Source organism: Umezawaea endophytica (assembly GCF_025061645.1).
Taxonomy (GTDB): Bacteria; Actinomycetota; Actinomycetes; order Mycobacteriales; family Pseudonocardiaceae; genus Umezawaea; species Umezawaea endophytica.
In genome coordinates, this window is the sequence record NZ_JANYMP010000005.1 from 44,359 (window position 1) to 62,399 (window position 18,041).

Genomic DNA, 18,041 nt, shown 5'->3' on the forward strand with positions numbered 1-18,041 from the left:
GCATGGAGTTCGACCGGTCGAAGTGGAGTGCCGAGAACTGTTCCGCCAAGCGCACGCTGGAGATCGTCGGGGAGAAGTGGACGTTCCTGGTGCTGCGCGAGGCGTACTTCGGCGCTCGTCGCTTCGAGCAGTTCCTGGCAGGCGTCGGGTGTGCGCGCAACCTGTTGACCGATCGGCTCACCACCCTGGTCGATCACGGTCTGATGCGGCGCCTGCCCTACCAGGAGCCGGGGGCGCGGCAGCGGCACGAGTACCGGTTGACCGAGGCGGGCGTGGAGTTGTTCCCCGCGCTGGTCGCGCTGATGCAGTGGGGCGACCGCTGGGTCGCGGGCCCGGACGGTCCCCCGGTGGAGGTCACCCATCGGGACTGCGGTCAGCGCGTCCGGGTGGAGCTGCGCTGCGGTGCCGGACATGACGGATTGACCGCCCGTGATGCCGTTCCGGCGCCAGGGCCGGGGGCGCGGCGGGTCGGGTGACTGCCGCGCCCCTGACCAGCGTCGACCTGCGTTGAACTGGCGGCAACGTCTCGCTGAGGTAGACTGATCGAGTTCCTGATGTCCGTGCGACATTCCCGCTACGCGGAAGCACCTGTTCTCGGGTTCATCCCAGAGCCTGGCGACCGACGCCTTTCTCGTGGCCTCCACATCCAGGAGGTCCACAGATGACTTGTCCTCCCACGACCGAGCGCCTGGACGTCGTGCCCGCCGATGGCGACCTCGACATGATCAGCGCTTCCGACCTCGCGATCGACCTGGGCCTGGCCCTGTCCGCCAGGCCGCGGGCGGTGATCGCCGACCTGACCGCGGTGCGGTTCGTCTCCGCTGCCGGGCTCTCCGTGCTGGAACGCGCGCACCACCACGCCGAGACGGTGGGCAGCCGGTTCGTGGTCGTGGCCGCGCAACGCTGCGTGCTGCTGCCGCTGGCGCTGACGGGGCTGGACGCGGTGCTCTCGGTGTTCCCGGACGTGCGTGCCGTCGTCGAAGGCCTGATGAGCGGCGCTTCCTGACCACTGCCCAGGTCAGGCCAGGGTCATCGCGGCCCAGACGGTCTTGGTGCGCTCGCCCCGCAGGACTCCCCACGATCGGGACAGCGTCTGCACCAGGCGCATCCCCCTCCCCCGGTAGGGGCCCGCCGTGGACTGGTTGATCAGCGGGACCAGGTCGCGCGACCCGTCGAGGACCTCGATCAGCACCTCACCTCGCCCGATCAGCACGGCCGGGTCGACGTCGCGCGGCACGTAGCTCGCGATGGTCACCTGGTGCGGGAGCCGGGCGTGGTCCACGGCGTTGGAGATCAACTCGGTGGCGACCAGCTCCACGTCGCCCACCACGTCCGGCGAGCACCAGTCCAGCGACAGCCGCACCCGCTCCCGGACCGTGGCCAGGTCGTCGCGGGCGATCGACATCGTCAACAACGTGGTCCGCTGAGTGCCCTTGACCGGCAGGTAGACCTGGCTGGTCTGGGAGAGCAGCAGCTCGGAGGCGGGTAGGACGACCGGCCGGGACGAGCCCACCACCGGAGCCGGGTCGACGGTGATCGCGGGCCAAGTGGTCGGCCGCATGGTCGTCGCCTCGGGGTCTGCCATGTCGAAGTGCTCCTCGTCCGCCACATCGGCGTGTCGGGTCGTGCTGTGCCATTCCACCATCGGGCACCGAGCTCGGTCGACTGGGGGTTACCCCGTTCGGCGGGCTGTCACGCAAAGTCGCCCGCCCGAGTGACACCGCGTCGCGAACTCCGGCCGTGTGGTCACGCTGCGGCGTCGTCGAACAGCCTCCGGCGGCGACCCGAGCAGCGGCGGCGGATCACCCCCGCCGCACGCGTGTCCACCGGGTGGGGACGCCGTCCATCAGGCACCATCCGTGGGAGCCGGGTGTCCCGGCTGTGGTGGCGTGACTGACGGAGGGTGGACGAGGTGCTCGAGATCGACGGCCTCACGTGGGCCGCGACCATCGGCCTGGTGTTGGCGCTGCTGGCGGTCGACCTGGTCGTGGCGGCGCTGAGGCCGCACCGGGTCGGGTTCGCGGAGGCGACCGCCTGGTCGGTCTTCTACATCGGGGTCGCGGTCGCGTTCGGCGCCTGGCTGTGGATGGCCCACGGCGGCGAGTTCGGCACCGAGTACTTCACCGGCTACATCGTCGAGAAGTCCCTGTCGGTGGACAACCTGTTCGTGTTCGTGATCATCATGACCACGTTCGCCGTGCCCGAGGAGCACCAGCACAAGGTGCTGACGTTCGGCATCGTGCTCGCGTTGATCATGCGCGGCATCTTCATCGCCGTGGGCGCCACGCTGCTCTCGTTGTTCTCGTTCATGTTCCTGCTGTTCGGCCTGCTGCTCATCTTCACCGCCGTGCAACTGTTCCGGCACCGCGACGAAGACCCCGACGTGGAGAACAACGTGGTCGTCCGCACGGCCCGCCGCCTCCTGCCGCTGTCCACCGAGTACGACGGCGGGAAGCTGTTCATCCGCCAGGGCGGCAAGCGCGTCGGCACCCCGCTGTTGATCGTGCTGGTCGCCATCGGCGGCATCGACCTGCTGTTCGCGCTGGACTCCATCCCCGCGATCTTCGGCGTCACCGAGGAGCCGTACATCGTCTTCGCCGCCAACGCCTTCGCGCTGCTCGGCCTGCGCGCCCTGTTCTTCCTGGTGAAGGGTCTTCTCGACCGGTTGGTCTACCTGTCGACGGGCCTGGCGATCATCCTGGCGTTCATCGGCGTGAAGCTGATCCTGCACTGGCTGCACGTCGACATCTCCCCCAGCGTGCCCGAGATCGCCACACCGGTCAGCCTCGGCGTGATCATCGGCGTCCTCGTGATCGTGACCGTCGCGAGCCTGATCAAGTCCCGCCAGGACCCGTCGACCAAGGCACACCCCGGTTCCCTACGAGCCTCACGCCCGCACCGGGACGAGACGCCCTGACGGCGACTCGGGAATCACAGCTCGGTGTCCAGGAGGTAGGTGTACTGCTGGCCGGAATGCATGTCGCGCTCCTCGACGCCGCCCTGCGGTGACTTCCTCGGGTAGGACACCTTCAGCACCTTGAGCGCCGGGATCGGGTACAGCGATACCGTCGCGGCGTCGACGCCGTAGACCGCCGCGATCGACTCGGCGCTCAACGCCGGACTCGCCGAGTAGCGGTCGAAGTTCTCCTGGCCGTCGAACATCACGTCGACGCTGACCCAGAACGGTCCGGCCGCCTTGGACCTGACGTGCCGGGTGACCTCACTGAGCTTGGGCACTGCTGACCAGCCTTCCTGCGGAGGGGGTTTCGAGCGTCTCGATCCGGACGAGTTCCAGCGGGTGCTCGACGCTCACGACGTGGTTGAGCACGAACTGGTAGACGGCCCCGCGGTCGATGTCGCCGGGGCTGAACGCCCAGCCGTAGCTGGGCAGCTCCATGCCCGAGCGGAGCGGCATGTGGAAGAAGTACGGGTTGCAGGCCTTGGCGACCTCGCTCGCCAAGGCCTGGGTGTTGGCGGTGATGACCGCCATCAGGCCGATCTCGAGCGGCACCGAGCCCGGCGCGGGCGGCATCCCGCTCACCCCGTTCCACCCGTACATCCGCAGCGAGATGTGGAACTCGTCCTCGTCGAGACCGGTCGCCGACTTCGCCCGTTCGGTCAGGACGAACAGCATCTTGTCGTGGAACGCCTGCGGTTCGGCCAGCACGTCCGGGTCGGTGATACCGACGATCATGATGGTCTGGAACAGGTTCCCCGAGGCGCCCTCCAGCTTCATCGTGTACGGCTGCGGGGTCCACTTCGAGCCGGTCACGCGCACCTTGGCCTCGGTCACCTGGACGTACTCGCAGTCCTGGACGTCGAGTTCACCGCCGGGCTCGGTCAGCTTCCACGGGTTCTTGTTCTCGTAGAGGAGGTGGACCGGGATGCTGTCCGTCGTCGCCCGGAACCGCGGGTCCACCGGTTCGACGTCGAAACCGTCCTCGTGGATCTCGATCAGCACCCCGCGCTGCCCGGTCGCGGCCGTGGTCGCCTGGGCCCCGCACTCGGCGATCTTGCCCGCGTGCCAGGACGGCCCGGCGGGCGCGCCCTTCCAGAGCGGGTAGGCCGCGATGACCGCCGGGTCGGAGGAACGGCCGCCGATGACGATGTCGGCACCGGCGTCCAGCGCGGCGAAGTACGGCTCGGGGCCCATCAGCGCGACGATGTGCAGGCAGGTGTCGATGGTCTCCTCGTCGAGGTCACCCAGCGGGGGCAGGGCGGCGATCTTGCCGTCGGCGAGCTTCTGCTTGACGAGCCGGGGCGACTGCTCCGAGTACAGCAGCGCGATCTTCGGCGTGTAGCCCCGTTCCTCGGCGATCTCCAGCACGATGTCCCGCGTCCAGTCGACGTTCAGGTCACCGCCCGCCTGACCGGACGTGCCGATGAGGATCGGGATCCCCGCCGTGTGCTGCATGCCCATGAGCAGCTCCAGGTCCTTCTTGACCGAGCCGCGGTCGTTCTTGGACATGCCCTTGGCCAGGTACGCCGCGCCGCTGTCCGTCGAACCGGCGTCCACCGCGATCGCGTGGGGACCGAGCGCCAGGGCGTGGTCGACTTCTTCGGGGAACATCCCGGCACCCAGAGAGCCTTGGGGCACGAAGACTTTGACGGATGTGTACATGGCGCCTTCCTCTTGCGGTGGTGGGGCGGGGGTCTTGGACGGCATGACACGAGCGTAGCAGTTTTGCTGTAGCAAGAACTGCAAAAGTTGCTTAGTGATTTTGCTATAGCATATGCGGTAGAGTGTCGACGCGGTGCAGCACCGCGCCCGTCGCGACGTCGAGCACCTCGACCAGGTGCGCCGAGCGCTGCACCGCGATCCACGGAAGTTCGTGGTGGATCAGCACCGGCCCGTCGAACTCGACGACCGTGCGCCCGCCCTCCGCGGTCCGCGCTCGGACGGTGTCGCCCTCGCGGGTCAGCAGCGCGTGCCCGTCGCCGATCTCCGTCAGGCTCAGCACGGTCTCGCCCGGCGGGACGGGGATGACCTCGTCGGCCCCGCCGGGCCCCCAGACCCTCCACGTGGATCCCTGCGGTGCGGCGTGCCAGAAGCGCGGCCCGAACAGCACCTTCCCCGCGCCGTCGATCGTGGTGTGGCCGGGCGACCTGCCGGGTTCGTGCACGACCGCGGTCGACCGGCGGAGCGAGACCTCGACGCCGTGGCAGCGCAGGTTCCACCACTCCCCCGCGCGGCGGAAGTAGACGCCGAACTTCCAGAACTCGTCCATGTCGAGGTACAGCGGCGACAGGTCGTGCTCGGCCTCGTCGGCGACGCTGAAGTCGATCGGCACGCGCAGCTTCCGGAGGAAGGTGACCTGGTGGCCCTCGACGTGCACCAGCAGTTCGCCGTCGACCTCGATCAACGAGATCAACTGCTCGGTGGTCGAACCGGACACGTAGATCGCGGCCAGTACGGGGCCCGGCAGGCGGAACCTGGCCGTCGGCGTGCCGCACCGCCACAGCACCAGTTCGTCCGGCCCGTCACCGCGAGCGACCAACGACGGACCCGAACTGGGGAAGACCGGGAACCGCAGCGCCGTGCCCCGCGCCCCGGATCCCAGCAACCGCAGGCACTCCTGCTCCGACGGCACCGTGACGTCGACCCACACGTCCCCCACCGCCACCCTCACGGACCCGTCGCCGTTGTCGGACAACACGACCGTGCGCTCGCGCGGCTGCTCCGCCCCGTCGGCGAAGGTGAACCCCTGAGCAGGCGCGACCCGTGAGACCAGCCACTCCGTGCCGATCCGGTTCCAGTGGCAGGCGGTCACCGGCAGGACCCGGAGGCTCTCGGCCCGCCGCTCCAGCGCCACGAGCACCGCCAACCGCACCAGGTCCAGGCGGAGGGAGAAGTCCGGCCGGTCGTCCAGCAGCGCTTGGACCCACCGACCTTCGGGCGACACCAGTTCGGCGATGGCGTCCACCACCGCGCGGAACTCCGGCCCCTGATCGACACCGACGAGCACGGGCACGGTCGTTCTCATGGTCAACCCCCTGTCCAGCGATCGTCCCCTGTGCAGGGTCTCATCGTCTCTGACATGGTGAGGTTCGCCGACCTGCCTCAAGTGCGCAGCGGCTGCGAGCAAAACACCACGGCGTAGCTGGACGGGGCCTGACCGGAGGAATTCCCGAAGTGCCGACGAAGGAATCCGACGACGTCAAGGTGAGGCTGGGAGGTCGGTTCTACAGGCTCTTCGGTGCCACGCTGGTGTCGGCCGTCGGTACCGGTATGCACGCCGCCGCGTTGCCCCTGCTGGCCTTGCAGAGCACCAGCAGTCCGATGGCGTTGAGCTTCGTCGTCATGGCCGCCGAGATTCCCTGGGTGCTGCTGTCGCTGCACGCCGGTGTCGTGGTGGACCGGCTGGATCGCCGACGGGTGATGGTGTGGGCGGACCTGGGGCGGTTCGGCGTCCTGGTCGTTCTCGCGTCGCTGATCGTGACCGCTCGGGTGAACCTGGTATGGCTGGTGCTGGCGGCGTTCCTGTTGGGGGTCGGCCAGGTCTTCTTCGACCTCGCCGCCCAGTCGGCCATTCCCGACTTCGTGTCGCGGGATCCGCGGACCCTGGCGACGGCGAACGGGCGGATCGTCGCGGCGGAGAGCAACGGTGAGGACTTCGTGGGGCCTCCGGTCGGCTCCGCGCTGTTCGGCGTGTGGAACGTCCTGCCGTTCGCGGGCAACGCTCTCTCGTTCGTCGCCAGCGGTCTGTTGATCCTCTCGATCCGGACGGACGCCAAGCCGGAGGAGAAGTCCGAGGCTCCGCGCCAGAGCGTGCGGAGCGACATCGCCGAGGGCGTTCGGTGGTTGTTCCGAAACCGCACCCTACGGGCCCTGGCCACGGTTTCCTGTCTCGGCAACGTCGCCGTCACCGCCCAGTTCGCGATGCTCGCGCTGCTGGCCAAGGAAGTTCTCGGACTTCCGGACTTCGGCTTCGGCCTGTTGTTGACGGCCACCGCGGTCGGCGCGACGTTCGGAGGGCTGGCCGCCGCGGCGGCCAGCAAGCGATTCGGTCCCGGCACGGTGATGCTCGCGGGCAAAGCAGGCGTGGGAGCGGCCATCCTGGTTCTGGGACTCGTCGCCAATTCGTGGGTCGCGGCCGCGATGATGATGGCGACCGGTGCGTTGATGACGGCGGAGAAGGTCGTCGTGAGTACCTTGCGCCAGCAGATCGTGCCCGGTGAACTCCTGGGGAGGGTGCTCTCGTCGAGCAGACTGGTGGTGATGATCGGCGGGCCGATCGGTGCGGCGCTGGGCGGTGTTCTCGCCAGTGTGTTCGCCGTTCAGGTCTCGTACGTCGCCGCCGGCGCTTTCCTCCTCGTGGTGGCGCTGGCCTTCTATCCCGTGCTGAACAACCGAGCCCTGGCACGCGCTGCTGATGGAGCAGCCGGGTAACCGGGAACCCGCCCGTGCCTAGAGATCAGCGAACTCGTCGAGCAGGGTGGCTGCCACTTGGACGTCGAGGGTGAGCTGGCGGTCGACCATGGTCGGGCTCAGCACCGCTGCCGCCAGGTCGTAGGCGGTGCGGGCCGGGGAGCCGCCGGCGGGTGAGGTGTGCCGCAGCCTGAGGGTTCGGAGTGCGGCGACCAGTTCGCAGGCGAGCAGCAGTCTGAAGGCGGTCAAGGACTTCAGTGCCGAGCGGGCGGACAGGTAGGCGAAGCTGGAGTGCTCCTCCATGCCGCGCGACACGACGGCGTTGCCCAGGCTCGCGGGCTCGGCCAGGTGGCGGACCTCGGCCAGTGCGGAGTTCGCGCCGTATTCGAGGAGCATCACGCCTGAGCTGCCCGCGGCGCCGTCGGCCAGGAACGGGCGCAGGCCGGTGAACGCGGGTTCGACCAGTGTGGCCAGGCGGGCGGTGGACAGTTGGCCGGTGTGCAGCAGGGCGAGGCGGGTCCGGTCCAGCGCCTGGCCCAGGTACGCGCAGTGGAAGGCGCCGTGGTGGTAGGCCGCGTCGTCGTCCGGCCAGATGAGCGGGTTCTCGGCGGCCGCGTTGATCTCGATCGTCAGGACGCGGCCCAGGTCCTCGACCGCGTCCAGCGCGGGCCCGTGGATCTGGGGGAAGCAGCGGAAGCCGAACGGGTCCTGGAGCCGGGCGGCGGGAGTGGTCGGTGGCCCCAGGAGTCTGCGCAGCTCGGCCGCGACTCGGACCTGACCGGCGTGCGGTCGGGCCGCGTGGACGGTTTCGGCCAGCGCCTCGCGGGAGCCGTCGACGGCGAGGAACGACAACGCCGTCACGACGTGGGTCGCCCGCAGCAGTGTCCGGGCGGTGTGCCAGGCGAGCGCGGCGATGCCGATGGTCAACGCGTTGCTGCTCATCAAGGCCAGCGCGTCGCCCGAGTCGATGACGATCGGCTTGGGGTGCGGGGTCGGACCGAGCCAGGAGCGCTCCCCGATGAGGGCGAGGCCGGTTTCGGCCAGTGCGGTGAGGTCGCCGGTGCCTATCGAGCCGAACTCGTGCACGGCGGGGTAGGCGCCGGTGTTGAGGGCGTCGGCCAGGGCCTCGACGACCGCGACGCCCAGGCCCGCGCCGCCTGCCAGCAACTGGTTGAGGCGGATGACCATCATGGCGCGGACCAGGTCCTCGGGGAGCAGCTCGCCAAGGCCGCTCGCGTGGCTGCGCAGGAGCCGCAAGGCGTGGTCGGCGTGGTCGTCCTGGTGGACGGCCTCGGTGCGGTTGGCGCCGACCCCGGTGGTGCGACCGTAGACCTCCTGGCGGAACACCAGGCTTCGCGCCGTGCGCCACGAGGCCTCGACGCGCGCGAGTCCGGCGTGGTGGAGCACCACGGGTGCGTGGAGTCGGGCGACTCGGACCACCTCGTCCGCGGACAGGGTCCGTCCGGTGAGGACGACGGGGTGGGAAACGGAGGTCGGGACTTCGACTTCGAGCGACATGAGGTTCTTCGTTCAGCCTTGGGGAAGAGGTGGTCGGAGTGCGGAGGTGAGGCGTGCGCGGAGAGCGGGCCACTCGTCGGCGGTCATCGAGTACACGACCATGTCGCGCAGGGAGCCGTCGCTCTGCCGCCGGTGGTGGTGGCGCAAGACTCCTTCGCGCGTCGCGCCGACGCGCTCCACCGCTCGGTGCGAGCGGGTGTTCTCGGTGTCGACGTGCCACTCCACCCGTTCGGCCGCGAGTTCGTCGAAGGCGCGGCTGAGCAGGAGGAGCTTGGCCTCGGTGTTGAGCCCGGTGCGCCACCACGGCCGCCCGATGATCGTGTGCCCGATGGCCACCGACGCGCGACCTTCGCTGATGTCGTAGTAGGACGTCGTGCCCGCGACCGCGCCGGACCGCGCGTCGCGCTGCACCCAGGGCACCCTCGCGCCGGTCCGGTGGTCGCGCAGGGCGTCGGCGACGATGGCCGTCATCTCCGCCGCGTCGGCGGGTCGGCGCAGGTGCAGGTGCTGCCAGACCTCGTCGTGCGCGGTGGCGGCCAACAGGTCCGGAACGTGCGCCAGGTCCAGCGGCTCCAGGATCACGTGCTCGCCGCGCAGGGGTGTGGCCGTCGACCAGGGTGATCGTGCTGTTCGGGGATTTCCGACTCCCTCGAACGACACCTCGACGAGCGGCAGGGCGAGCACCTCGCCACCGGCGGAGCCCCCGTCGTCGGTCAGCGTGGCCAGCACCCGTGCGCGCTCGGCAGGATCGTCCACCAGCCTGGCCGTGCCGCGCACGATGACCGAGCGGTAGTCGGGACGAGACCCGTCGAGGTCGGTGACGGACACGCAGATCCGCAGGTCGTCGTGACGAGAGCCCGGCAGTGGCCTGCCCGCGGTGAACCCCCGCAGGTAGAGGGTGTCGGCCACGCGCGCGATCCGCGCGGGCGACACCTCCGCCTTCCCGTCCACGACGAAAGCCACGCTCGCCGCGGCCGACTCGTCCAGCAGGGCGCGCGCGCTGGAAACACTGTCCACTCAGGACTCCTGTATCCGAGATGCCTGTCAGGGTTCGAAGATGTCGTCGGTCCACGCCCGCAACCGCGGTTCCAGCGGTCCCCCGCCGGTCAGCACGTGGCCGACGAACGCGCTCCGCTCGTGCGTCAGCACGGCGGCCTCCCAGACGCACGGCCCCAGCCCCGGAGGAGCCGGGCGCAACCGCCCCGGTTCCCCCGGTGGGCCCGCGAAGATCGTCAGGGACGTCATGTAGTCGGTGAGCCAGGACTGGATGATCACGTAGTCCCCGTCGGCGCCTGCGTGCACGACGACCACCGTGAGGCCGGTGGAGTCGCCTTCGCCGTCGTGCGGCCGGGCGGCGAGGTGGAGTGCGGCCTGCTCCTGACCGGCGTCGACGACGCGGCCGGGTGCCTCGACGGCGTACACCTTGACCAGTTGCCCGTCCTGCTGCCGGGTGCCCAGGCTCCGCGTCCGGCGCTCGTGGTAGCCGTCGGCCAGTTCCCGCAGCAGCTCCGCCCTGGCCGGTCCCAGCGCGCTCGTCACGCCGTTCCGCACGCGGTCACCCCCGTGGTCCGCGCAGCACGCGTTCGGTCATCCGGTCGATCGGCCACGGTCCGGTGCCGCTCCACCCGTTCGACCACGGGTCGAGGGTCTCCATCCACCAGGTCGCGCCGGCCTCGGCGTAATCGTCCATCACCGCGCCGGCCGAGCCGTGCGGCGTGACGCCCCAGTGGACCAGGTCGAAGGGCTCGTCGTTCTCCCGGTGACGGGCCACGAAAGCGGCCACCGCGCGGATCTCCGCCGGTTTCATCATCTCGGTGTAGAACAGCCCTTCGCCCATGGGGACCACGCCGTCCCAGCGCGCGGCGCGCCGGAACGGGCGCGGCCGGGGCCACACCCCGCCGACCCACACGGGTATCCGCGGCGTCTGCACCGGGCGGGGCTGGAACGTGGTCGGACGAACCGAGTAGTGGGTGCCGAGGTGCTCGAACTCCACGCCGGTCCACAGCCCGGTGACGATGCTCAGCGCCTCGTCGAGCTTGGCCGCCCGGACCGTGGCGCTGCCGTCCTCGCCGAACCGCTCGAAGTCCGCGTCCGGCGGGTAGCCGAGGCCGACGCCGAGGACCAGCCTGCCGCCGGACAGGACGTCCAGCGCGACGGTCTCCCGCGCCACCTTCCACGGTCGGCGCCGGGCGAGCGGGGTGACCATCGGACCGATGCGCAGCCGCTCGGTGCGGGCGGCGACCGCGGCGAGGGTGATCCACGCGTCCCCGATGGGCAGCACCATGCCGAAGTCGGTCAGCAGGTGGTCGGCGACGAAGAAGCCGTCCCACCCGGCCTGTTCGGCCGCCGCGGCCAGGACCGCGACGACGCGCGGGTCGGCGTAGCCGTCGAAGATGGGCACGTTCACGGCGTGGCGCACGATGGCTCCCAGGAGAAGGACGGGACGTCGGCGTCGAGCGCCGAGGCCGGATCGGTGAAGCGCGACAGCGACGGCTCGTCCGGGAGGCCGAGCGAGCGCCAGAGCCGTCCGGCGAAGTCGGGTGTCACGGGGGCGGCGAGGAACGCCAGCCCGCGCAGCCACCAGAGCGAGCCGTCGGCGGGCACGCCGTCGTCCACCCAGGCGTGCACGGCCGCCATGACCGCCTGGAGGTCCTGGTCAGCCGGGTCGAGTGCGCATTCCTGGTCGGACAGCAATCGGTCCAGGCGATCCGCCAGGCGGGACGGCAGCGGCCCCTCGGACGCCCCACCGGTCGCCCGAGCGTGCTCGACGGCGGTGCGCCACCGTCGGCGGAACACCTCGTCGTGATAGTCGGCAAAACCGGTGCGGGAGAAGTCCGTGGTGGACCGGTCGGGGCTGTTCTCCGCCAGGTACGCGCGGATCACGTCACCACCGGTCTCCTGGGCCAGGTCACCGGCCCAGATCACGTGGTCGCGGCTGGTGGAGAACTTGCTCCCGTCCAACGTCATGAAGTGGTTGAGCAGCATGTGGTCCGTCGGCCGCAGGCCGGGAAGTGCCGTGGCGAGGCCGATCCCGCCGAGCAGGAAGGGCAGCGCGTTGTCGTAGCCGAAGCTGGTGACGGTGCGCGGCGGGTGGTCCGGTCCGAGGCCGAGGTCCTCGGCGCCGATCCGGGCGGACAGGGTGAGGAACGCCAGTCCTCCCACCACGTAGGTGAACGCCACCTGGTGCACCGGGCTGCCCTCGACCGGTACCGGGACGCCCCACGTGCCGGGGTGGGTCAACCGGAGTTCCGGTCCCTGCGAACGCAGGTAGGTGCGCACGATCCGCTCGAACGGGCTCGGCACCCCCATGTCCGCCATGCGCCGGACGACCGCGTCGGGGTCGGGCAGCCGCGCGTACAGGCACGGGATCTCGCGCCACTCCGGCGCGCAGTCGTCGAAGCCGCACCGGACGTCGACGACCTGCTCGGGCCGGAAGTGCAGGCCGCACTGCTCGCAGAAGTAGCCCGCCACCGGCCCGGCGCAGTCCGGGCACCGCCCGCGGACGAAACCTCCGGTGGCGAACGCGCCGACGCCCGTGCAGTACGGGAACCGCTCGCGCCGCACGGTCACCAGTCCCAGCGCCCTCAGGTCCCGCAGGATCGCTTCGCACGCCCGGTGGTTGCGGCCGCGCCACGGCGGGTCGAGGAAGTTCATGAACCGGTCGGGGACGATGCCGACGGCGTTGAGGTCGCGCTCGATGAGCGGGTGCCAGTGGTCGACCACCTCGGTGGGGGGCTGGCCCTTCTCCTGACCGCGCAGCAGGACGTAGGAGTCGTAGGGGTCGGTCGAGCCGACCAGCGAGACCCGGCCGCCCATGCGCCTCAGGTGGCGCGCCAGCACGTCGAGTTTCAGCATCGGGCCACCGATGTGGCCGAGGTGCAGCCTGCCGTTGGCTGTGGGGGCGATCGGCAGGAGCACGTGCTCGCGCGGTACCTCGTGGGACCGCCGGATCACGCCTGCCCCTGCCAGTACACCGAGTGCACCACCATGGTTTCCGGTCCGTCGTTGACCAACTGGTGGGTGCGCGGCGGCTCGAACCGGACGGCGTCGCCCTCGCCGAGCCGGATGCCCTCGACGCCGTCGTAGCGCAACTCACCGCTGCCCCTGGCCACGACCCACACCTCGTGCACCGCGTGCGAGTCGATCGGGGTGGCGCACCCCGGCTCCACGGTCAGGCGGGCCACCGTGAAGGGCGCGCCCGTCACGTCGACCTCGTGCCAGCCGATGCCCTCCGGGGCCGCTGGGTCGCTCGTGGAAGACAACAGCGGGTTCACGACAAGGTCGTCCCTTCGTGCCAGGTGATGGTGGGGAATGGGTCGCTCACGTCGTACAGTTCCTTGCCGAGCAGGCTGTTGACGATGACCGCCGAGCGCCACGCGAGCAGGCTCAGGTTGGGGTCGGCGATGCCGTGGCTGTGTCGCGCCATGTTCTGGAGGTGGATCGTCGACTCCTCCGGGCCGTCCCAGTCCAGGGAGAAGTCGGGGCCGACGACCGGGTGCCCGTCCTCGAACCGGATCCGGTCGCGCAGCGGGTCGAGGTACGGCGGCAGGTCGTGGTGGTAGCCGGTGGCGAGCACGACGACGTCGACGACCTCCTCCAGCACCTCCCCCGTGCCCGTGTGGCGCAGCGCCAGCGCCCACCCCGAACTCCGGGGCCGCAGGTCGACCAGCTCGTGCAGGGGGCGAACGGTCGGCTGGCCGGTGCTGTACTGCGACTGGTACATCTCGCGGTAGATCCGCCGCAGCAGGTCGGTGGAGATGCCGTCGCTGGTCAGCCGCTGCTCGGCCAGCAGGCCGCGCCGGGTCGCGGTGTCCAGGCCGTGGAACATGACCGCGTAGTGCGGGGTGAAGAACTCGTTGGCGAACGGCGAGTCGTCCAGCGGCAGCAGGTTCGACCGGCGGGTGACGAACAGGACGTCCCGGCACCGGTGGCCGAGCAGGTCGAGGAAGACCTCGGCGCTGCTCTGGCCGCCACCCACCACGGCCACCCGCTGGTGCGGCAGCGGCCTGCGGTAGGCGTACTCGCTCGCGTGGAACACCGTCGTGCCCAGGTGCGGGGCGGCGCAGTCGGGCACGGTGGGCACGGGACCGGTGCCCAGGACCACTGATCGGGTCCGGTGCGCCTGACCGCCCGCGACGACGCTGAACCCCACGCCGTCGTGGTGGATCTCGTCGACCCGGAGCCCGTACTCGATCGACGGCAACTGCTTGGCCACCCAGCGCAGGTACTGGTCGAACTCGACCCTGCTCGGCCGGTCGTAACCGGCCGCCGTGAAGCGGTAGAACTGCTTGTTCTGGACGAGGAAAGACAGGAACGAGTACGGGCTGGTCGGCAGGACCGGCGTCACCAGGTCTTTGAGGTGGGAGACCTGGAGGCTCGCGTCGGGCAGGAGCAGACCGGGGTGCCAGCTCACCTCCGACCGTTGCTCCAGCAGCCGCAGTCGAGTCGGTTCGGCCGCCAGGAGCGCGGCGAGGCTGAGGTTCGCGGGTCCCGCGCCGACACCGATGACGTCGAACGTCACCGTGCACGTTCCTCTGCCGGGAACCGGTCGAGGGCCAGCGGGGCCAGTGCCGGTGCTCGTGTGGCGGTGCAGATCCAGTCGGCGAGCAGGCTGGCGATGATCGGGCCGTAGGACATGCCGTGCCCGTTGAAGCCGCCGACGGCCCACACGGACTCGTCGACCTCGTCGACCACCGGCAGCTCGTCGGACGTGACGGCCATGGCGCCTGCCCAGCCGCGAACGGCGGGAGTCGGGCCGATCTCGGGGAAGAGCCGGGGCAGAACGGTTTGCAGTGCCTCGTGCACCGCCGGTTGCGGGACCTGCGCGGCCGGGTCCGACGGAGCGGTGGTCACCGCCCGGCAGCCACCGAGGATGATCGTGCCGTCGGGGGTCTGGTGCCAGTACTCCCCGGTCGCCGTCAGCGGTGCCGTCATGCCGAACCGGAAGACCTCCGGCATCGGCCGGGTCGCGATGACCTGCCCCTGCAAGGCCCGGACGACACCGGACAGCCGCGGCACCAACTCGCCGAGCCACGCGTTGGTCGCGATCACGGCGGCGGTCGCGTGCACGGGCCCGCCGCTCGTGTCGATCACGACCCCCGAGCCGGTCGCGCGCACGGAACCGACCCGGACCCCGGTGCGGATGGTGACCCCGAGCCGCCGCGCGGCCGTTCCGATGCCGTCGACGACCGCGACCGAGTTCGTGAGCGCGCCGGGCACCGCCCTCCCGCCGACGATCCGGCGACCGAGCGGGGTCGGGATCAGGTCGGCCAGTTCGCGACGGTCGAGCCACGACTCGTCGAACCCGTCCGCCTGGGACAGGGCGACCTCCTGCCGGCTCTTCAGTGCCTGGTCGTCGGTCAGCGCCAGGTGGACCGAGCCGCGGTCCCGGTGCGCCCCGGCGATGGCCTCGTCCGCGACGATGTCCGCCAGCAGGCGGGCGCCGTCGATCGCCAGTCGCCTGAGAGAACGTGCGACATCGACACCGTGGGTCGCCACCGCGTCCGGGTAGGACCGCGCGGTGGTGGGGAGGACGAAACCGGCGTTGCGGCCGGTCGCACCCGCGGCGATGTACTCGCGTTCGAGCAGCAGCACGCTCTTCCCGCGGCGAGCCAGCCAGTACGCGCAGCAAACTCCCAGCAGGCCGCCTCCGACCACCACCACTTCCGCGTCACCCGGTAAAGCACCGTGCTGACGTGGGATTCGTGAAACATCCCGCTGCCAATAGGATTCGGATTTCATCTCCGCCAGTCTTCCCGTGCCCTAACGCTCCAGTCGACACATTCTGCTGACGACTGGGAAAAGAGGCGGTGCGGTCACCACAATTCCCCAGCGCGAGTATCCGCGCTCGGGCGGTCACCGTTGTCCGATGTCCACCGGCGTCATCGTTTCGCCTGCGGTACGAGCTTCGCTACTGTCCGAAGTGGATGTGGCATTTGTTTGCCCACTTGCCTGACACCCGTTGCCACCGGCCCTCGTCGGGCATCGCCGAAGACAGGCCTGGCGAGGGCCGGTGGCATTTATTCGTCAGCGCTCTCTTCATTGACGAATCGTGTCGCGAAGCGATAAGGGGATTCGGATAGCCGAGGATCACGGCCGTAATCTTCACGGCCGCTTTCCGAGGACCGAGCCCTTTTCAGTCCGCGAAGGCCTCTAGGCGATGCCCGCCGCGATCAGTTGCTGCCAGATCACGCCCTGGTCGACGACCTCGACCTCGAACTTCTCCGCCTTGGTCAGCTTGGCCGCGCCGACACCCTCGCCGGTGATCAGCATGTCCGTGCTCGCCGACACCGAGGACGCCGCAGTGGCACCGGCCTTCTCGCACAAGCGCTGGAACGTCGGCCGCGCGACCTTCTCCCCCGACCGGGGGTCGCTGATCGCGCCGGTGATCACCACCGTCTTGCCCTCCAGCGGCGCTCCGGCCGCGACGACCGGCGGCAGGTCCTCCTCGCGCACGTCCAGCGACACCCCGCGCTCGCGCAGCCGCTCCAACTCCGGCCGCAACCGCGTCAGGTGCTCCACGAGGGACGCGGCGACCTTCGGGCCGATGTCCTCCACCTCCACCAGCCCATCGACGCCCGCGTCGAGGACGTCCTCCAGCGACCCGAAGCCCGAACGGCACAGGCGCGCGGCGGTGCCCTCCGACGCCATCGGGATCGCCAGGCCGATCAACGCCCGCCGCAGGCCGACCTGACGGCTGGTGTCGATCGACTCGATCATGCGGGTCGCGGAGACCTCGCCGATGCGGTCGAACTCCAGCAGCCGTTCCTTGGTCAGGGTGTAGAAGTCCGACGGGTTCTCAAGGATCCCGGCCTCGGCGAGCCGTTCGATCCACACCCCGCCGACGGCCTCGATGTCCGCCGCCGCACGCGAGGCCCAGTGGATCAGGCGGCGGACGGTCTGGGCGGGGCAGGCCACGTTGGTGCAGAACAGTTCCCGGCTGTTGCCCTGTTCGGTCAGCGGCTGCGCGCACGACGGGCACTCGCTCGGCGGGACGATCTCGCGTTCCGCACCCGTGCGCTGCGCGGCGTCGAGCACGCCGGCGACGAACGGGATCACGTCGCCCGCGCGGCGCACGAGCACCGTGTCGCCGATGCGGATGCCGCGGGCGCGGATGACCTCCTGGTTGGCCAGGGTCGCGCGGGTGACGGTGGTGCCGCCGACGAACACCGGTTCCAGCCAGGCGACCGGGGCGATCTTGCCGGTTTTGCCGACGTCCCAGACGACGTCCGCGAGCACGGTGGTCTTCTCCTCGGCGGCGAACTTGAACGCCAGCGCGCCGCGCGGGGAGTTGGAGCGGGTGCCGGCGGCGGCGTAGGCGGTGCGGTCGGCCAGGCGCAGCACGGCGCCGTCCAGGTCGTAGTCCAGGTCGTTGCGCTGCGCCTCGATGGCGCTGATGACCTCCTGCGCGGCCTCGGCGTCGTCGCAGTGGCGCATGTCCGCGACGGCGAAGCCGAGCGTGGTCAACGCGACGTGCAGGTCGGTCTCGGCGGCGTCGGGCTCGGTGGTCAGGTCGAAGGCGAAGAACTGCTGGCGGCGTTCGGAGACGGTGGCCGGGTCCTTGGCGCGCAGGGTGCCCGCGGCGGCGTTGCGGGGGTTGATCAGCGGCTTGTCCGGGTGCGCGGCGTTGTAGGCGGCGAAGGTGGAGCGCAGCATCACGGCCTCACCGCGCACCTCGACCCGGCCGGGCGCGTCGACCCGTGCGGGAACGCCGTCGGTCAGGGCTTTGACCAGCGGGGTCACGTCGTCGCCGGTGGTGCCGTCACCGCGGGTGACCGCGCGGGCCAGGCGCCCGTTCTCGTAGACCAGCGCGAGGGACAGGCCGTCGAGCTTGGGCATGACCACGACCGGCTGGCCGGGGAAGCGGGCGAAGAAGGCGGTGACCTGTTCGGGTTTGGTGGCCTTCTCCAGCGACAGCATCGGCCGGGAGTGCCGGACGGGCGCGTGCAGCACCGTCGGGGCGCCGACCTGCTCCAGCGGGTTCGGGTCGGGCGCCAGGTCGGGGTTGGCCTCGATCAGGCCGCGCAGTTCGTCCTCGACCTCGTCGTACTCGGCGTCGGCCACCTGCGGCGAGCCGCGGTAGTAGGCGTCGCGCAGCACGACGATCCGGTCGGCGAGTTCCTGGATGCGATCCCGAGCGTTCACGGTCCACAAG

At 70.4% G+C, this 18,041-nt stretch carries 17 protein-coding genes; 4 read left to right on the forward strand and 13 right to left on the reverse strand.

What is annotated here, in order from left to right:
- The first annotated feature begins 2 nt into the window (after positions 1 to 2).
- The gene (locus NZH93_RS12505) at positions 3 to 476 is read left to right on the forward strand and encodes a winged helix-turn-helix transcriptional regulator (RefSeq protein WP_259623194.1); all 474 of its coding nucleotides are present in this window, start codon (positions 3 to 5) and stop codon (positions 474 to 476) included.
- Positions 477 to 661: 185 nt separating this feature from the next.
- Positions 662 to 1,006, forward strand: coding sequence for an STAS domain-containing protein (locus NZH93_RS12510; RefSeq protein WP_259623195.1), 345 nt, complete (start codon positions 662 to 664; stop codon positions 1,004 to 1,006).
- A 12-nt stretch (positions 1,007 to 1,018) separates the two neighbouring features.
- Here the strand turns inward: NZH93_RS12510 and NZH93_RS12515 are convergent, their stop codons facing one another.
- The gene (locus tag NZH93_RS12515) at positions 1,019 to 1,645 is read right to left on the reverse strand and encodes an ATP-binding protein (RefSeq protein WP_259623196.1); all 627 of its coding nucleotides are present in this window, start codon (positions 1,643 to 1,645) and stop codon (positions 1,019 to 1,021) included.
- A 267-nt stretch (positions 1,646 to 1,912) separates the two neighbouring features.
- On the opposite strand from NZH93_RS12515, the gene NZH93_RS12520 reads away from it, so the two are divergent.
- Positions 1,913 to 2,917 carry a TerC family protein gene (locus NZH93_RS12520; RefSeq protein ID WP_259623565.1) on the forward strand — a complete coding sequence of 335 codons (1,005 nt, stop codon included), beginning with the start codon at positions 1,913 to 1,915 and terminating at the stop codon, positions 2,915 to 2,917.
- 14 nt (positions 2,918 to 2,931) lie between these two features.
- On the opposite strand, the gene NZH93_RS12525 is transcribed toward NZH93_RS12520, so the two are convergent.
- From NZH93_RS12525 to NZH93_RS12535, 3 genes are all read right to left on the reverse strand, one after another.
- Positions 2,932 to 3,237 carry a DUF4387 domain-containing protein gene (locus tag NZH93_RS12525; protein WP_259623197.1) on the reverse strand — a complete coding sequence of 102 codons (306 nt, stop codon included), beginning with the start codon at positions 3,235 to 3,237 and terminating at the stop codon, positions 2,932 to 2,934.
- Positions 3,221 to 4,570, reverse strand: coding sequence for an acyclic terpene utilization AtuA family protein (locus tag NZH93_RS12530; protein ID WP_259623198.1), 1,350 nt, complete (start codon positions 4,568 to 4,570; stop codon positions 3,221 to 3,223). The genes NZH93_RS12525 and NZH93_RS12530 overlap by 17 nt, the downstream gene beginning before the upstream one ends.
- 154 nt (positions 4,571 to 4,724) lie before the next feature.
- On the reverse strand, positions 4,725 to 5,984 hold the full coding sequence (locus tag NZH93_RS12535) for a hypothetical protein (protein ID WP_259623199.1): 1,260 nt from the start codon (positions 5,982 to 5,984) through the stop codon (positions 4,725 to 4,727).
- Between the two features lie 149 nt (positions 5,985 to 6,133).
- Between NZH93_RS12535 and NZH93_RS12540 the strand changes: the two genes are divergently transcribed.
- Positions 6,134 to 7,390 (forward strand): MFS transporter, encoded by a 1,257-nt coding sequence (locus NZH93_RS12540; protein WP_259623200.1) that lies wholly within the window; start codon positions 6,134 to 6,136, stop codon positions 7,388 to 7,390.
- Positions 7,391 to 7,408: 18 nt separating this feature from the next.
- Here NZH93_RS12540 and NZH93_RS12545 read toward each other — a convergent pair whose 3' ends face one another.
- The 9 genes from NZH93_RS12545 to ligA form a co-directional block, all read right to left on the reverse strand.
- Positions 7,409 to 8,887: an aromatic amino acid ammonia-lyase gene (locus NZH93_RS12545; RefSeq protein WP_259623201.1), complete on the reverse strand. Its 1,479-nt coding sequence runs from the start codon at positions 8,885 to 8,887 to the stop codon at positions 7,409 to 7,411.
- A gap of 12 nt (positions 8,888 to 8,899) precedes the next feature.
- The gene (locus tag NZH93_RS50640; RefSeq protein ID WP_308214194.1) at positions 8,900 to 9,904 is read right to left on the reverse strand and encodes a GNAT family N-acetyltransferase; all 1,005 of its coding nucleotides are present in this window, start codon (positions 9,902 to 9,904) and stop codon (positions 8,900 to 8,902) included.
- Positions 9,905 to 9,931: 27 nt separating this feature from the next.
- Positions 9,932 to 10,438: a hypothetical protein gene (locus NZH93_RS12560; protein WP_259623202.1), complete on the reverse strand. Its 507-nt coding sequence runs from the start codon at positions 10,436 to 10,438 to the stop codon at positions 9,932 to 9,934.
- Positions 10,439 to 10,442: 4 nt separating this feature from the next.
- Positions 10,443 to 11,306 (reverse strand): LLM class flavin-dependent oxidoreductase, encoded by an 864-nt coding sequence (locus tag NZH93_RS12565; protein WP_259623203.1) that lies wholly within the window; start codon positions 11,304 to 11,306, stop codon positions 10,443 to 10,445.
- Positions 11,291 to 12,841, reverse strand: coding sequence for a class I tRNA ligase family protein (locus NZH93_RS12570; protein WP_259623204.1), 1,551 nt, complete (start codon positions 12,839 to 12,841; stop codon positions 11,291 to 11,293). Before NZH93_RS12570 ends, NZH93_RS12565 begins: the two co-directional genes overlap by 16 nt.
- Positions 12,838 to 13,161, reverse strand: coding sequence for a cupin domain-containing protein (locus tag NZH93_RS12575; RefSeq protein WP_259623205.1), 324 nt, complete (start codon positions 13,159 to 13,161; stop codon positions 12,838 to 12,840). Before NZH93_RS12575 ends, NZH93_RS12570 begins: the two co-directional genes overlap by 4 nt.
- The gene (locus NZH93_RS12580; RefSeq protein ID WP_259623206.1) at positions 13,158 to 14,408 is read right to left on the reverse strand and encodes a lysine N(6)-hydroxylase/L-ornithine N(5)-oxygenase family protein; all 1,251 of its coding nucleotides are present in this window, start codon (positions 14,406 to 14,408) and stop codon (positions 13,158 to 13,160) included. The genes NZH93_RS12575 and NZH93_RS12580 overlap by 4 nt, the downstream gene beginning before the upstream one ends.
- Entirely contained in the window at positions 14,405 to 15,550 is a 1,146-nt protein-coding gene (locus tag NZH93_RS12585; RefSeq protein WP_259623207.1) for an NAD(P)/FAD-dependent oxidoreductase, read from the reverse strand. The genes NZH93_RS12580 and NZH93_RS12585 overlap by 4 nt, the downstream gene beginning before the upstream one ends.
- Positions 15,551 to 16,039: 489 nt before the next feature.
- Entirely contained in the window at positions 16,040 to 18,031 is a 1,992-nt protein-coding gene (gene ligA, locus NZH93_RS12590) for an NAD-dependent DNA ligase LigA (RefSeq protein ID WP_259623208.1), read from the reverse strand.
- Positions 18,032 to 18,041 lie beyond the last annotated feature (10 nt).

What these genes read in the sequence shown, in the direction of transcription:
- NZH93_RS12505 (WP_259623194.1), top strand. Translation starts at nt 3, where the DNA reads ATGGAGTTCGACCGGTCGAAGTGGAGTGCCGAGAACTGTTCCGCCAAG.
- NZH93_RS12510 (WP_259623195.1), top strand. Translation starts at nt 662, where the DNA reads ATGACTTGTCCTCCCACGACCGAGCGCCTGGACGTCGTGCCCGCCGAT.
- NZH93_RS12515 (WP_259623196.1), bottom strand. Translation starts at nt 1,645, where the DNA reads ATGGTGGAATGGCACAGCACGACCCGACACGCCGATGTGGCGGACGAG.
- NZH93_RS12530 (WP_259623198.1), bottom strand. Translation starts at nt 4,570, where the DNA reads ATGTTCCCCGAAGAAGTCGACCACGCCCTGGCGCTCGGTCCCCACGCG.
- NZH93_RS12535 (WP_259623199.1), bottom strand. Translation starts at nt 5,984, where the DNA reads ATGAGAACGACCGTGCCCGTGCTCGTCGGTGTCGATCAGGGGCCGGAG.
- NZH93_RS12545 (WP_259623201.1), bottom strand. Translation starts at nt 8,887, where the DNA reads ATGTCGCTCGAAGTCGAAGTCCCGACCTCCGTTTCCCACCCCGTCGTC.